This window comes from Flavobacterium ardleyense, from assembly GCF_042686085.1.
GTDB classification, from domain to species: Bacteria; Bacteroidota; Bacteroidia; order Flavobacteriales; family Flavobacteriaceae; genus Flavobacterium; species Flavobacterium ardleyense.
The window spans coordinates 181,159-196,084 of record NZ_JBHUOL010000003.1; the positions used below are offsets into that span (position 1 = coordinate 181,159).

Below are 14,926 nucleotides of genomic sequence, written 5' to 3' on the forward strand. Positions count from 1 at the left end.
ATCTCTGGTTTAAAATTATCCTTTACTTACTTTTACATCTTTTCCACCTTGAAAAACGGCTAAAGAGGTTCCTCTTAATTTCAAATCTCCTTTTGAAGTCTGTATATCTGTCTCTCCTGAAATCTGCTTGTAGGAATTACCAACAATATCAGTTTTATTATTAAGAACCCTAACGTTCTTATCATTTGAACTTTGCATATAGGTTTGCGAAATAATTTCATTTTTATTATTACCGATTGATTTCTGTTCGTCATTAGCTATTTGGCTAGTCATATTTTGACCTACAGTCAAATTGAAGTTTTTGCCTACAGTAAAATTCATATCATTTGGTGCATTCACATTAATGTTACCTTTTCCGTCCATCATCCAAGTATTTCCACTAGGATCTTCGATAAAAATACTGCCTTCTGCATCGTTCATGATGATTTTTGTCCCACTTCTACTTTGAATCACTTTATTATCATTTCCTGAAGTTGCATAACTCGAACTCTCATTTCCATTATACATTGTTCCTAATACGAATGGTTTTTCGGCATTTCCTGCTTCAAAAGCTACTAATACTTCTTCGCCAATTTCGGGAATAAAATACATTCCTTTTCCAGAACCTGCATGTGGATTTGTCATGCGAATCCAAGGCGTATTTTCTTCTTGCCAAGCAAATTTAACTTGAACTCTTCCTAATCCTGCTGGATCATTATTATCGGTTATAATCGCTGTCTGAGTATCTGCGGTCGGATGACTGTGCACATTCCCGTAAGGAGGCGCTAGCACATCCTCTGGAACCGCCTGAAAGCTATTATGATAAGAGCCCGATTCATCACAAACGTGTGTAATATCTGTAATTATATAACTTCCGAAGTTTTGCTCTTGTAAACCATCGATTAAATTCCCTGTCAATGAAAAAGCTGGCTCCTGAATTGAAACAACATCTCCAATTCGCAATCCCGTTTCATCACTATCACCCTTTGCAGTAATTAAATCAGACGTCCTAGAATGCAATTGCGTTGTAACTCTATCTACTAAATGAGTTCTCGCACTTCCTTCTTCAATGGCGTGCGTATAAAGCATTGTTGCCGTTTCTGGAAACAATTTATTTGATCGTTCAAAGGCTACTTTTGCATAGCCTTCCGGTTGGTAATTTATTTCAGAGGAATTGGCGCGTTGCGTTTCTGCACTGCTCGATTCGTATCCAACATATTCCAACCCAAGTGGCTTGGTTCGCATTTCTATATTAAAGCTGTGCAAAGATCTTCCGTATTCTAAAGTGAAGTTATTCGAAGTAGGCTGACCAAAGATTAATTCTTCGCCATTATAATAGAACCATTGTCCTCTTTTTTGCGCTAACCGTGCTAAAAAGCCAAAATCACTTTCTCGATATTGTACGGTGTAATGCATGGGACTATCATTATCAACTTTTACAGTAGGATGCAATTCCTTCTGGCCATAATTCGCGATGGTTTTCTTTACAATATCAGAAAGCGATTGCTCAGAAAAAGATAACGTTTTCGGCATTCCCTCCATGACAATTGTGGGACTATAACCATTGATTATAATTCCTCCAGCAGCACCCGATGTACGAATCATTTGCGCTTCCGTAACTATTCCGTTGAATATCAAAGGTGCGGTTGTAGCAAGACTTGAGGCTGATATCTCAACTTTAATAGGCTCTCCAATGTAACTTTGTGCTTTATCGATCGCTTGATTTACAAATTCTTTTGGCAAAGGTTGCAACACAGAAAACGTATGGTGCGTATGCACTTTTTGATTAATAACCAATTTTGAAAAGCGCGTAAGTGTCTCGCCTCCAATAGTAATGCTGATCTTGGTACTTATTGCCATAAAAAAGAAATTTAATGTTATTCGCAAATAAAAATTTGCGTTAAGAAAGTAAATTTAGCAAAATTTAATTAATATCAGCAAAGAAATTAACCTTTCTAATGCTAAGAAATAATGAATATGCCATTTTTACCCAATTTACAACCTCTTGTGGCTTGCTTCTTTTATTAAAAATAAAAAATATCAACCTCTCGTTCTATATAAAGAACACCACTTTTCATTTTAGAAATTTAAAAACTCTATTTCATAATGAGAAGTCTAATTTCTAAGTAAATATATTGCTCGTTAAATGAGAAAAGAATTTTCCGAAAGCAATAACGCGTGCTTTAGAATTTTTCCCTTTTACAGAAACTTTTTAAAATAAAAAATGCAATACTTAAATCGAATTAACGTGAAGAGTATGATTTTATTTAAAATTGACACAAAAAAAAATTTCGGTAAGGCATTCAGTTAAAGATTACCAATCTTTATTTGTACGGAAAGATCTTGGAAGTTCTAAACATGTAGAAAGGATTAGAAAGCTACGAATAAGCCACGCTAATTTTCAATTTATAGCAAAAAAAAACTGCAACATTTCTGTTGAAGTTTTCTGTGGGCGATTGCTTGTCCCGATTCTGTCGGGAAGGGGTTCGAACCCCCGACCCTCCCGACAGCATCGGGATGCCCTGAAACAGCTGAGCGAATCTTCTAACAATTATTTACTGCACGTATTATTATACAAAATGCATCAACAAGAATTTACATCAATAATTTTCAATTTAAAGCAAAAAAAAACTCCAACATTTCTGTTGAAGTTTTCTGTGGGCGATGAGGGGTTCGAACCCCCGACCCCCTCGGTGTAAACGAGGTGCTCTGAACCAGCTGAGCTAATCGCCCTATGTTATATTTGTTTTGGTTATTGAGGTTTTTTTCCCCATCCCTCCCGATAGAATCGGGATGCTCTGAACCAGCTGAGCTAATCGCTCTAATACTTGCATTACTTCCGTATTGCGAGTGCAAATATACACTGTTTATTTTTAAATGCAAGCGTTTTGTAAAATAATTTATACGATTTCTGCAACAACAAATGTGCTGCCACCAATATAAATACAGTCATTTTCATCAGCTTGCTCTACTGCTTTTTTGTAAGCGCCTGAAACAGAATTATATACTTTTCCTTGCAGGCCGAAATCGGAAGCTTTTTGTTGTAAAAATTTAGCATCTAATCCGCGGGGAACATTTGGTTTACAGAAATAATAGATTGCTTTTTTTGGAAATAAAGGCAAAATACTATCCAAATCTTTGTCGTTTACCGCTCCTAAAACAATATGTAACTTCTTAAACTTATATTTTTGAATCTGGTTCAACACAATTTTTAAACCGTGTGAATTATGTGCTGTATCGCAAACTACAAAAGGTTTTTCATTCAAAACTTGCCATCTTCCCAATAAACCAGTATTTAAAACTACATTTTTAAATCCTGCTTTTATGTTTTCTTCGGTGATATCAAATGACGCTTTTAACAAATTTGTCGTTAATAAAACTGTTTTTTTATTGTGCACTTGGTAATCGCCTAGCAAACCACATTCATAAGTAACATCTGGAGTTTCTTGAGCAAAATAAATCGGAGCATTATTTTCTTCTGCTTTAGCGACAAAAACCTGCTTAGTTTCCTCAGTATATTCACCAATTACAACTGGTGTATTTTGCTTAATAATTCCCGCTTTTTCTCCTGCGATTGCTTCTAATGTATTGCCTAAAAACTGCGTATGATCAAAACCAATGTTGGTAATTACTGAAATCAAAGGCTTAATCACATTGGTAGCATCTAATCTTCCACCCATTCCCACTTCAATTATAGCAACATCCACTTCTTCTTTAGCAAAATAATCGAATGCTAAGCCAACCGTCATTTCAAAAAAACTCAACTCATTTGCTTCAAAAAACGATTTGTTTTGAGCCACAAAATCTACCACAAATTCTTCAGAAATCATTTCGCCATTAATACGAACGCGCTCTCGAAAATCTTTTAAATGAGGCGAAGTATACAAACCGACTTTATAACCACTTTCTTGCAAAATAGATGCCAACATAGACGACGTAGAACCTTTACCATTGGTACCAGCAACGTGAATTGTTTTGAATTTATTTTCAGGATTTTTCAGGTGACCTACTAACAACAACGCATTTGTCAAATCTTCTTTATAAGCCGAAGCGCCTTGCATTTGAAACATAGGCAACTGACTAAACATCCATTCTGTGGTTTCTTTGTAATTCATCTTATTTGTATTTGAAACGAATGTTTTAGGCATTCTTGTGATCCATTTTCCCGCTATCCATTACAATCAATGCAAGCATTGGATTTTCATTCCTATGGGGTTAGAGAGGCTTTTTTAGGAGTTCTTGCATTTTTATTAAATATGATAATTGATTTTATATAATTAGACCTAACAGGTTTTGAAATCTGTTAGGTCTTTCTGTATTAACATAAAAATCAATAAAATTATTCTCCAATTTGAAAATTAACTACTACAAACCCTATTTGCGTGTCTGGTGCGTTTGGGTCAGCTTGCCATTTAAAGGTCTTTGCTGTTTCTAAAGCTGGGTTTACTAAACAAGGATTGGTATTTGTTGTTCCTTGAGCTCTTTCGGCACGGATTACGTTTCCTTGGTTATTAACCCAAATTTTTACTACCACTTTACCTGATTCGTTACAATCTTGTACTTTTTTACTATTACCAGCTAATTTTCTACCGGCTAATCCCCAACCTGTTCCTTTTCCGGTTCCTGTTCCATCGCCTGTTCCACTTCCGTAAAAACTGTTGGCATATAAACTTCCGTCTGGACTTCCTTTGTCGCCACTTCCTGAAGCATCATCTCCGTGACTGGTTTGTCCACTACCTTCAGCTTTCTTAGCGTTTTTGATTCGCTCTAAAGCCGAGTTTACGGTTTTCTTTGGTGTTTCTAATGGTTTGGTTTCTGGAGTAGGTTTGGTATCCTTTTTTGGTTTTTCCGTTTTAGGAGCTGATATCGGCGCGTCAGCTTCTTGTGTTAAGATTTGTTCTTGTGCTGCTTCGGGTTGACTTTGTGGAATTTCTTCTGACGCCTTTGGTGGTTCAATAGGTTGCACATCGCCACTTCCGGTGTCTGAATTACCGAAGTTTACCGCAATTCCATTTTCTGGTGGCGGATCCATGTAAGTTAATCCTAGAAATGTAAACAAGATCAACATCACCACAAACAAAGCTGTTGTGATGCCAAATGATTTTTTTTCTTCGGGTGTTTCTAAAAAGTTCATTTTTTATGTTTTATAAGCAGTTAAACTACTAAATAACTTACTAATCATTTTGAAACCTACTGCCCTAGCCCAGATAGGCACGGTATCCTTTTTTAAAACCTAACAGGTTACAAAAACCTGGTAGGTTTTAAAAAAGATATAGTGGATAGCTGGAAATAGCTTCGAAAAACTATTTTGGATCAACAGCTAAAACTATTTTAATTTTATTTCGGTTGGCAATATCCATTACGTAAACGGCTTTTTCAATCGGCACACCTTGTTCTGCACGAAGTATTAAAGCTCTTCCATCATTATCAACCGGTGGTAGAATTGCTAAAAGTTGGGCTTCTAACTGCGTTTCATCAATGGCGTCTTTATCGATAAAGAACTGTAACTCTTTTGTGATATTTACCGTAACGTTTTTATTACTATCTGTTTTTCCTTTCGCTTTTGGCAAGACTAAATCTAACGCATTAGTGGTTACCATGGTGGAAGTGATCATAAAAAAGATAAGCAACAAGAAAACAATATCGGTCATTGACGACATGTTGAATTCTGTTGAAACTTTATTTCTGGTTTTTCCTAACTTCATTATACTGGTTCGTTTAATAAGTCTAAAAAGTCTACCGCATTTGCTTCCATTTGGTTCACTACTTTATTGGTTTTCACTACTAAGTGATTGTACCCAACGTAAGCGATAATTCCGACTACAAGTCCAACAACAGTTGTGGTCATAGCGGTGTAAATACCTTCTGCTAATGCACCAACTTCGATTTGTCCTCCTCCACTTGCCATTTTATGGAAAGCAAGAATCATACCAACTACTGTTCCAAGGAAACCAACCATAGGTCCGGCACCCGAAATTGTAGCCAACATACTTGTATTCTTTTCTAACTTATAAAGTTCTAGATTACCTGCATTTTCAATAGCCGTGTTGATATCTTCAAGAGGTTTCCCGATACGAGAAATCCCTTTTTCAATCAATCTTGCCACTGGAGAATCGGTTTGAGCACATAACATTTTAGCCGAATCGATTTTTCCAGACATAATATGAAGTTTAATATTATTCATGAAATTATTGTCAATTTTCGATGCTTTATTAATCGCCATTAAACGTTCAAAATACAAGAAAAAGGCACCAAAAAGCAATACGAACAAAACGATCATAATTGCGATTCCACCCACACCACCACTTGTTAGCAAACTCCATATTGATAAAGTTTGTTCTGTAGGTTGTGCGTCTGCCAAAACTTGATTAGCAACTGCTAAACTATCCGCTTGAAGAAATAAACTCATAAATAACTATTTTAAATAAAAACGTATATAAATTTTAAATATTGTCTACTGTGGTGCGTTTAAGATGAAATCTCTAAGAAGGATGAAAACTGCACTTCCTGCTAAAAATCCTATTAACGCTAAACCACCAATTTTTTTAAGATACCAAAAGAAATCTATCTTTTCCATACCCATTGCTACTACTCCAGCAGCTGAGCCAATTACTAAGATACTTCCTCCTGTTCCTGCAGAAAAAGCAATAAAATGCCAAGCTGGTGCATCTAACGGCATGGAGAACATTCCGATACTCGCTGCGACTAAAGGCACGTTGTCAATGACTGCCGAACCAATACCTAACAATAAAACTACTAAATCTGACAGTAATGTCGTTTCGTGTTCTGTTCCTAACATAGGAACTCCTTTTTCTAATACACCTGCAAATTCATATAACATTCCTAACGACTCTAAAGCAGCAACAGCCATTAAAATTCCAAGGAAAAATAATATACTTGGCATTTCTATTTTAGATAAAGATCTATGAACCGGACTAAGATGTGGTGGGTTTGCACCCATACCAGCCGATGAATCCGCAATACTAAATTCCTTGTTACTTAAAAACTCTGCAATAGCACAAACAATTGCTAAAGATAACATCATTCCTACATATGGCGGTAAATGTGTAACCGTTTTGAATACCGGTACGAACAAAATCCCTGCCAATCCAAGGTAAAACATTGTTGCACTATGCTTCGATTTTGTAGGTTCTTCCGTCATATCTGCATCAATAAAACCTTTGAAAAGTTTCAATCTTGAAGCAATATAAGTTGGAATTGCATAACAAACAATTGAAGGCAATAAAACATGTATGATTAATTGTGCTGGAGAAACTTTGTTAGCAATCCATAACATAGTTGTAGTTACGTCACCAATAGGAGACCAAGCACCACCAGCATTAGCAGCAATTACAACTAAACCAGCGAACCAAAGACGCATTTCTTTTTCCTTAATAATCTTTTGAAGAATAGTTAATAAAACAATAGTTGCTGTTAAGTTGTCAATAATAGCAGATAATACAAATGCTAAAGTTGTAAATAACCACAATAATTTTGTCTTACTTTTTGTCTTTATAAAGGTTTTAATCGTTGAAAATCCATCAAAGTAATCGATGATTTCTACAATTGTCATGGCTCCCATTAAGAAGAACAATATCTCAGCTGTTTTTCCTAAATGATGCAATAAAACTCCTTCTATATTGTGTACTTCTTTTCCAATACCTGGAATGATTTCAAAAACCTCCAGGTTATTTACAGCGATTAAAGCCCATAAAATCGCCATCATTCCCAATGCTGGAATTAATTTATCGATTTTAACACTGTGTTCAAACGCAATCCCTAAATATCCTAAGATAAAGACTGCAATAATAATTATCTCAATCATGACTTACTATACTAATTGTTTCAAAGCAATTTCAAAAGCTGCAGCACTAATATTCTTTTTGTCTGAATTTAATTCGTGCGCTTTTTGAAGTGCATTTTTGATGGTGTTAGAAACGTCAGAGAAAATCGACTCATCTGTAAACTGAACTCTGCTTTCCATGAAATAAGCAAATACTCTTGCCATTCCACAATTCGCTACGAAGTCTGGAATTAAACTTACTTTTTTATCTGTTTCTTCCATAATAGGTCCAAAGAAAATTGCTGTATCTGCAAATGGAACGTTAGCCCCACTAGAAATTACTTCTAATCCCGAAGCAATCATAGCATCTAATTGACTTTTAGTTACCAATCTTGAAGCAGCACAAGGAGCAAATACTTGAGCTCCCATTGACCAAATTTTTTCGTTGATTTCTTCAAATGGAATCATATTGTCTGCAACCAATTTATTTCCGTCTTTGTTTAAATAAAAGGTTCTAATTTCTTCAAAAGAGAAACCGTTTTCATTCATAACTCCACCATCTCTGTCAATGATACCTACAATTTTAGCCCCCATTTGAGACAAGTAAAATGCAGCCGCAGAACCTACGTTTCCAAAACCTTGAATAATTGCTTTCTTACCTTGCACATCGCCTCCATAGATTCCGTAATAATGACGAACTGCTTGCGCAACCCCATAACCAGTAATCATGTCAGCAACTGTATATTTTCTATCTACGCTTGGTGAGAAATCAGGATTTTTAATTTCCTTAATTACACCTTGACGCAATTGACCAATTCTATTAATTTTTTCTGCTTCTGTTGGCTTAAAATGACCATTAAAAACACCTTCTTGTGGATGCCAAATACCACAATTTTCAGTCATAGGAATAACTTCATGACTTTCATCAACATTTAAATCGCCACCCGTTCCATAATAATGTTTTAACAAAGGAGAAACTGCTTTAAACCATCTTTCCAAAACACCTTTTTTTCTTGGATCGTTTGGATCAAAGTTAATTCCAGATTTTGCTCCTCCAATTGCTGGTCCAGCAACTGAAAACTTCACTTCCATAGTTTTAGCTAAAGAAAGCACTTCATTCATATCTAATCCCTTACGCATTCTCGTTCCACCACCAGCAGCACCACCTCTTAATGAGTTGATTACAGCCCATCCTTCCGCTTCAGTTTCAGAATCTTTCCAATTGAATACTATCTCTGGTTCTTTGTTTTCGAATTTTTGTAATAAATCTTTCATTTGTTGGTTATTTTTTTATCTAATCGACAAATATACATAATCTGTAATTATGGCGATAGCCTATTGTTTGTTTTTTAATTATTTTATAACATTTAGTTAAACACTACTCCAGACGAGTGGTTTTCCTTGGCTCCTGTTACGCTGGCTAAGACATTAATCTCATTTCGCAAACGTAAAACACCTAGAAAACCAAAAATTAAGGCCTCCTTAAACTGAATTGTTTTATCATCAGGAAGTATCACTTTCGTACTTTTTAAATAAAGCTGAATTCTTTCGATTAAATATTTGTTATAAACGCCACCTCCAGTTATAAATAACGCAGCATCTGGTTTAGTACAAACCTTACTAATTTGAATAGCTATGTGTTCGATGAACGTATTCAACTTATCTTCCACAGGAATTTCAAAAGATTCGATCATTGGAAAAATCAATGCATTTACAAACTCCATTCCCAAGGATTTAGGATAAGGTTTTGAGTAAAACTCTATAGTATTCAATTGTTTTAAAAGGTCTTGATTGCAATTTCCGGAACGCGCTATTTTCCCTTCATCATCATAATCAAATCCCAATTGACTGGCATAAAAGTTCAAAACCGTATTTACAGGCGAAATATCAAAAGCGATTCGATTCCCGTTTTCATTGAACGAAACATTAGAAAAGCCGCCTAAATTCAGACAATAATCATAGTTAGAAAACAGAAGCTCATCGCCAATAGGAACCAATGGTGCACCTTGACCTCCCAATTTTACATCTTGAACTCTAAAATCACAAACAATCGTATGATTTACAATTTCTCGAAGCAACGGAAGATTTCCGATTTGAAGGGTAAAACCGTTTTGAGGTTGGTGTAAAATGGTGTGTCCGTGACTACAAATCGAGTCGATCTGAGTCACGTTATTTTTTGCGATAAATTCATTGATAATTTTCGCAAGTAACTTCGTATAGTCAATATTTAATTGCACCAATTCTTCCTGACTAAAATCAATTGCATTTTTCAATTTGTTCAGCCATTCAGAAGAATACGCAATCGTTTCCGACTCTTCAATCAAAAATGACCAATGATCTGACTTGTTGAATATTATGCAAGCTAAATCCACTCCATCCAAAGATGTACCCGACATAACTCCAATAACCTTGTATTTTTCATTAAACATGGGTTAAAATTACAAATAGTTATTGAAAATTTGCTAATAAATAGTTACTTTTGGTATCTTGAAATAAATAATTAGCAAACATTATATTTAAATAATATGGATTTTAAATTAACCGAAGAGCAAATAATGATTCAGCAGGCTGCACGCGATTTTGCTCAAACAGAATTATTACCTGGAGTTATTGAAAGAGACGAACATTCAAAATTTCCAACTGATCAAGTTAAAATGATGGCTGATCTAGGCTTTATGGGAATGATGGTTGACCCAAAATACGGTGGAGCAGGATTAGACAGCATTTCTTATGTTTTAGCAATGGAAGAAATTGCTAAAGTTGATGCTTCTGCTGCTGTAATTATGTCGGTTAATAACTCATTAGTTTGTGCAGGATTAGAAAGATATGGCTCAGAAGAGCAAAAAATAAAATATTTGACTCCTCTTGCAAAAGGGGAAGTTATTGGAGCATTTTGTTTGTCTGAACCAGAAGCAGGATCAGACGCAACTTCTCAAAGAACTACTGCAATAGATATGGGCGACCATTATTTATTAAATGGTACAAAAAACTGGATTACAAACGGAGGAACAGCTTCAACTTACTTAGTAATTGCACAAACTGACGCTGCAAAAGCACATAAGGGTATTAATGTTCTTATTGTTGAGAAAGGGATGCCAGGTTTTGAAATTGGCCCGAAAGAAAAGAAAATGGGAATTCGTGGTTCTGACACACATACTTTGTTATTTACTGATGTGAAAGTTCCAAAAGAGAATAGAATAGGTGCAGATGGTTTTGGATTTAGTTTCGCAATGTCTACTTTAAACGGTGGAAGAATTGGAATTGCTTCTCAAGCTTTAGGAATTGCACAAGGTTCTTATGAATTAGCCCTTAAATATGCACAAGAACGTGTTACTTTTGGTAAGCCAATTATTCAGCACCAAGCAATTGCTTTCAAATTAGCAGATATGCATGTAAAAATTACATGTGCTAGATTGTTAATTCACAAAGCTGCTGCTGAAAAAGATTTAGGTGAAGATATTGCTCATTCTGGCGCTATGGCAAAATTATATGCTTCTGAAATTGCTTTAGAAGTTGCAAATGATGCAGTACAAATTCACGGTGGAAACGGTTATGTAAGTGAATATCATGTAGAACGAATGATGCGTGATTCAAAAATTACTCAGATTTATGAAGGAACTTCTGAAATTCAAAGAATTGTAATTTCAAGAGGTTTGACTAAATAATCAAAATATATTTTAAAAAAAAGGAGTTCTACTAACAAGTTGGACTCCTTTTTTTATAACTACTTATTATGCTATTCGATAACTGGAAACAAGATTTACACCCACTTTTGGACAAGTATAAGGGAAGAAAACATCCATTAGCTTATCAAAACACGTATCAATTGCTATTAATGGTTTTGCTATCTGCACAAGATTCAGACGCCAATATAAATGCGATTTCGCTTCCTTTCTTTGAAAGATATAAAAATATTACCGAGCTTTCCTCTGCCACTAATGCAGCTATCATGCCGTATTTAGTCACCGTTAAAAACTATGTAAACAAAACGAATTGGATCGTTGAATTAGCGAAAACTCTAAAGACTGATGAGAATATTCCCACGAATTTAACTGACTTAACTGCAATAAAGGGAATCGGCAGAAAATCGGCGAATGTAATAATACGAGAATTACAAAAAAAAGCAGAAGGAATAATTGTTGATCTACACGTTATCAGAGTTGCTCCTAGAATTGGACTAACATTGCAATATGAAGATGGAAACAAAATCGAGAAGCAATTGATGGATAAATTACCTTATGAAATGTGGAATGAAATTGGAATGGCCTTTTCATTTCTAGGAAGAGAAATTTGTCGCCCTACTAATCCTCAATGTTCAGAATGTCCTGTTAATCGTATTTGTAAATATTATACTGAGAAAATCAACTAATTCGATTTTTTTGGGCGTGTCCTTTCAGGTCGGGCTCTTCGTTGCAATCTTTATATTTTGTTTTTGATTACAAAATATAAAGGATTTCCACTGCTATCCCTCACGCAAGCCTAGTTTTCATAAGAACTTTTTACCTTGAAAGTAGTAAAAATAAAAAAATGTTATAAATTAGCTTTATGATGTAGCAATTACAAGTATAAATACAACGGTAAAGAGCTCCAAGATGAGTTGGGGCTTAATATGTATGATTATGGCGCAAGGAATTACGACCCCGCAAATGGAAGGTGTATGAATATTGACTATTTTGGCGGAAAGATATAATGTTGTTAATCAATATGCTTATTTGTTTAATAATCCTATCGAATTATTAGATCCTGATGGACTGCGGGTAAAATACGCAAGGGAAGAAGGTCAATCAGGAAAAGAATTTATACAAGCTAAAAGAGAGTTTAAAGAGAAAAACATAGCTCTGATGAAAGATTCAAAAACTCATAAAAATAATTTTAATCAGCTAAAGAACTCAAAAAAAAACCATACAATTTCATTTACTAAAAATGGCTCTGAGGTAACTACATTACAAAGAAATGGAAAAAAACAAATGTTGCTGATAGAGAAAATGGAAATGGCACAAGTATACAAATTGAATTATCTCAAGGGATACTGATAATGAGTTTGTTATAGGTAATGAATTTGGACACGCTATTGATATGATAATGAGACCAATTCGCATTTAGAATTGGATGTTAGTTTTAAAGATACTACAGAAGAAACACAGCAAAAATTATTACAAAATGAAAAATCTGCAAACAACGTTGAAAATATTGTTAGAGGGAAAGTTAGTAATTCTAGGGGAGTTAAGATTCCTTTAAGACAAAAATATACTTATGCTTCAGGTCAATTAGATTTAAGCAGGTAGTTTGAAAAAATAAAACTATAAACGTAATTAAAAAGATTTATGATTACTATAAAAACAATAACTAGTTACTTTTTTTTGACTTTTCTTTTCTTTAGTTGTAAAACAATTAAAACTGATTTGTCAGAAAACAAAATTACAAAACAGGATTGCTTTAAGTTATACAATCAAAAGCAATTTGATTCAATAAGTAATTTTTATGATGACAGAGTAGAAAAAAGTTATAGTGATTTTCTGAAATCTGATAACAACGTAGATATAATACTAGTTCAAACTAGTTATGGATATGATATTAAACAGGAATACTTTAGACTTTTTTCTAAAAACAGTACAGCGTTTATCTCAACAATAAATTATTTAGAAAAAGAGCTTTCCATGGCAGATTTAGGAGAAATAATAAAGTTTAATAATTCTAATAAGAAGAACTTATTTATTAATTGTCCTGAAAAAAGTAGTAAATCTGTAAAGGTTGAATTTTTATATAAATCTAATAATAATCTTATATTCACATTTAACTCTAATAGTAAAATTGAAGATATAAGCACTGATTTATCAAAAGATGAAATGCTTTTTTTAAAGAGTTATGTCAGCTTATTCAGATAATGTGTAATAGTTAGTTAAATAAACAACAAAAGGAGAGCTTAACGGTTTGTCTTTTCTTTAAACCTAAATAATAACCCGGTGGCGCAGAGATCAACCCACTACGATACCGCGGAATTGTATTCCCTGCCCCCAAAGCACAGCCACACAGTTAATTAGCAATTGAAAATATTAGTTGATGAATGTTTTTAAAAAAAATCAAAACATATAGAACATCAATCTAAAATAAATATTAATCACAATAAGGATAAACGAAAAGTTTATCCTTATTGTGATTAATTCATTTAAGCGGTCTAATTTCCTTTTGACCCCGATAGCACGGAATTGCATTCCGTGCCCACAAAGTAAAGCCACACAGTAAATAAGTCAACAAGCAATTATATAGATTAGTTGATGAGCAATTTTTTAAAAAACAGATAAATAAAGAGCATCAATTTAAAATAAATTTACATTACAAAAAGGATAGACGCAAAGCTTATGCTTTTCTTTTTTAATGCATTTAAGGGGTCTAATTTTTTTTCACCTTGGTGATTCCCGACTTCTATGCAAGAAACACCAACTTTTAAGTTAGGTTTTTCCTATTTAATCACAATTACTTAAATAACTCAAAACACCAAAACTCAAATCTTGAAAAGTCTTCTATCTATTTAAGAATTGGTAATTAAGTTTTCTGTTATTGTAAATGAATGGTCTATCATCAACGCGCAAATGTCTAATTTTTGACAACTTACCAAAATAATAGTAAAGTTTGGTTCTAATATGCAACTTGCTAAAGCGCTAAATCAGATTTAAAAGTTTTATATAAGACATTAAATACGATGTAAAATGAGCCAGTGTAAATAATTATTATTTTTCAACTCACAGGCAACCGTATGCCTAAAAATAAAAAGGTTTTCCACTACTATCTCTCACACAATTCTAGTTTTCATAAGAAATATTATCTCAATAAGTACATTAAACGACAAAACCCAGCGCTTTCTGCTAGGTTTTTGTGGTTTTTATGTTGTATTAGTCCGTTTTGGATGGTATATATATATAACAAAAAAGCCCTATCATTACTGATAGGGCTTTTCAAAAGAAAGGCGGCGACATACTCTCCCACATAAATGCAGTACCATCTGCGCAATCGGGCTTAACTTCTCTGTTCGGTATGGGAAGAGGTGAGCCCCGACGCAATAACCACCTTAAAGGGTTTTGCAAGGGTAACTAACTTTTGCTAGCTAACAATACATAATATCTTAACATACTGAGATAAATAAATTTAAAGAAAGGTTCTCCTGAG

General features: G+C 34.2%; 14 protein-coding genes, 1 tRNA gene and 1 rRNA gene. 6 read left to right on the top strand and 10 right to left on the bottom strand.

Features of this window, described 5'->3' with window-relative positions; translation table 11 throughout:
• Window positions 1-15: 15 nt before the first annotated feature.
• The 9 genes from ACFSX9_RS01400 to ACFSX9_RS01440 form a co-directional block, all read right to left on the bottom strand.
• Entirely contained in the window at window positions 16-1,839 is a 1,824-nt protein-coding gene (locus ACFSX9_RS01400; protein WP_379803455.1) for a type VI secretion system Vgr family protein, read from the bottom strand.
• A gap of 798 nt (window positions 1,840-2,637) precedes the next feature.
• Window positions 2,638-2,712, bottom strand: a tRNA-Val gene (locus ACFSX9_RS01405).
• 167 nt (window positions 2,713-2,879) lie between these two features.
• Window positions 2,880-4,094, bottom strand: a complete 1,215-nt coding sequence (locus ACFSX9_RS01410) for a bifunctional folylpolyglutamate synthase/dihydrofolate synthase (RefSeq protein WP_379803458.1) — start codon at window positions 4,092-4,094, stop codon at window positions 2,880-2,882.
• Window positions 4,095-4,318: 224 nt separating this feature from the next.
• Window positions 4,319-5,113: an energy transducer TonB family protein gene (locus ACFSX9_RS01415; protein ID WP_379803461.1), complete on the bottom strand. Its 795-nt coding sequence runs from the start codon at window positions 5,111-5,113 to the stop codon at window positions 4,319-4,321.
• Window positions 5,114-5,282: 169 nt separating this feature from the next.
• Window positions 5,283-5,684 carry an ExbD/TolR family protein gene (locus ACFSX9_RS01420; protein WP_379803464.1) on the bottom strand — a complete coding sequence of 134 codons (402 nt, stop codon included), beginning with the start codon at window positions 5,682-5,684 and terminating at the stop codon, window positions 5,283-5,285.
• Window positions 5,684-6,388, bottom strand: a complete 705-nt coding sequence (locus tag ACFSX9_RS01425; RefSeq protein WP_379803467.1) for a MotA/TolQ/ExbB proton channel family protein — start codon at window positions 6,386-6,388, stop codon at window positions 5,684-5,686. The genes ACFSX9_RS01420 and ACFSX9_RS01425 overlap by 1 nt, the downstream gene beginning before the upstream one ends.
• 45 nt (window positions 6,389-6,433) lie before the next feature.
• The gene (gene nhaD / locus ACFSX9_RS01430; RefSeq protein ID WP_379803489.1) at window positions 6,434-7,801 is read right to left on the bottom strand and encodes a sodium:proton antiporter NhaD; all 1,368 of its coding nucleotides are present in this window, start codon (window positions 7,799-7,801) and stop codon (window positions 6,434-6,436) included.
• A gap of 9 nt (window positions 7,802-7,810) precedes the next feature.
• Window positions 7,811-9,037 carry a Glu/Leu/Phe/Val dehydrogenase dimerization domain-containing protein gene (locus ACFSX9_RS01435; protein ID WP_379803470.1) on the bottom strand — a complete coding sequence of 409 codons (1,227 nt, stop codon included), beginning with the start codon at window positions 9,035-9,037 and terminating at the stop codon, window positions 7,811-7,813.
• A gap of 92 nt (window positions 9,038-9,129) precedes the next feature.
• Entirely contained in the window at window positions 9,130-10,191 is a 1,062-nt protein-coding gene (locus tag ACFSX9_RS01440; RefSeq protein ID WP_379803472.1) for an anhydro-N-acetylmuramic acid kinase, read from the bottom strand.
• Between the two features lie 96 nt (window positions 10,192-10,287).
• On the opposite strand from ACFSX9_RS01440, the gene ACFSX9_RS01445 reads away from it, so the two are divergent.
• The 6 genes from ACFSX9_RS01445 (at window position 10,288) to ACFSX9_RS01470 (ending at window position 13,647) form a co-directional block, all read left to right on the top strand.
• Window positions 10,288-11,427 (top strand): acyl-CoA dehydrogenase family protein, encoded by a 1,140-nt coding sequence (locus ACFSX9_RS01445; RefSeq protein ID WP_379803474.1) that lies wholly within the window; start codon window positions 10,288-10,290, stop codon window positions 11,425-11,427.
• Between the two features lie 68 nt (window positions 11,428-11,495).
• Window positions 11,496-12,131 (top strand): endonuclease III domain-containing protein, encoded by a 636-nt coding sequence (locus ACFSX9_RS01450; RefSeq protein WP_379803477.1) that lies wholly within the window; start codon window positions 11,496-11,498, stop codon window positions 12,129-12,131.
• A 240-nt stretch (window positions 12,132-12,371) separates the two neighbouring features.
• Complete coding sequence (locus ACFSX9_RS01455; protein WP_379803491.1) at window positions 12,372-12,452, top strand: hypothetical protein; 81 nt, start codon at window positions 12,372-12,374, stop codon at window positions 12,450-12,452.
• A complete protein-coding gene (locus tag ACFSX9_RS01460; protein ID WP_379803480.1) occupies window positions 12,436-12,795 on the top strand; it encodes a hypothetical protein in 360 nt (119 codons plus the stop codon). The genes ACFSX9_RS01455 and ACFSX9_RS01460 overlap by 17 nt, the downstream gene beginning before the upstream one ends.
• Window positions 12,796-12,867: 72 nt before the next feature.
• The gene (locus ACFSX9_RS01465) at window positions 12,868-13,047 is read left to right on the top strand and encodes a hypothetical protein (RefSeq protein WP_379803482.1); all 180 of its coding nucleotides are present in this window, start codon (window positions 12,868-12,870) and stop codon (window positions 13,045-13,047) included.
• A gap of 39 nt (window positions 13,048-13,086) precedes the next feature.
• Complete coding sequence (locus tag ACFSX9_RS01470) at window positions 13,087-13,647, top strand: hypothetical protein (protein ID WP_379803484.1); 561 nt, start codon at window positions 13,087-13,089, stop codon at window positions 13,645-13,647.
• Window positions 13,648-14,721: 1,074 nt separating this feature from the next.
• Here the strand turns inward: ACFSX9_RS01470 and rrf are convergent.
• Window positions 14,722-14,831: ribosomal RNA gene (rrf, locus tag ACFSX9_RS01475) — 5S ribosomal RNA — on the bottom strand.
• Window positions 14,832-14,926 lie beyond the last annotated feature (95 nt).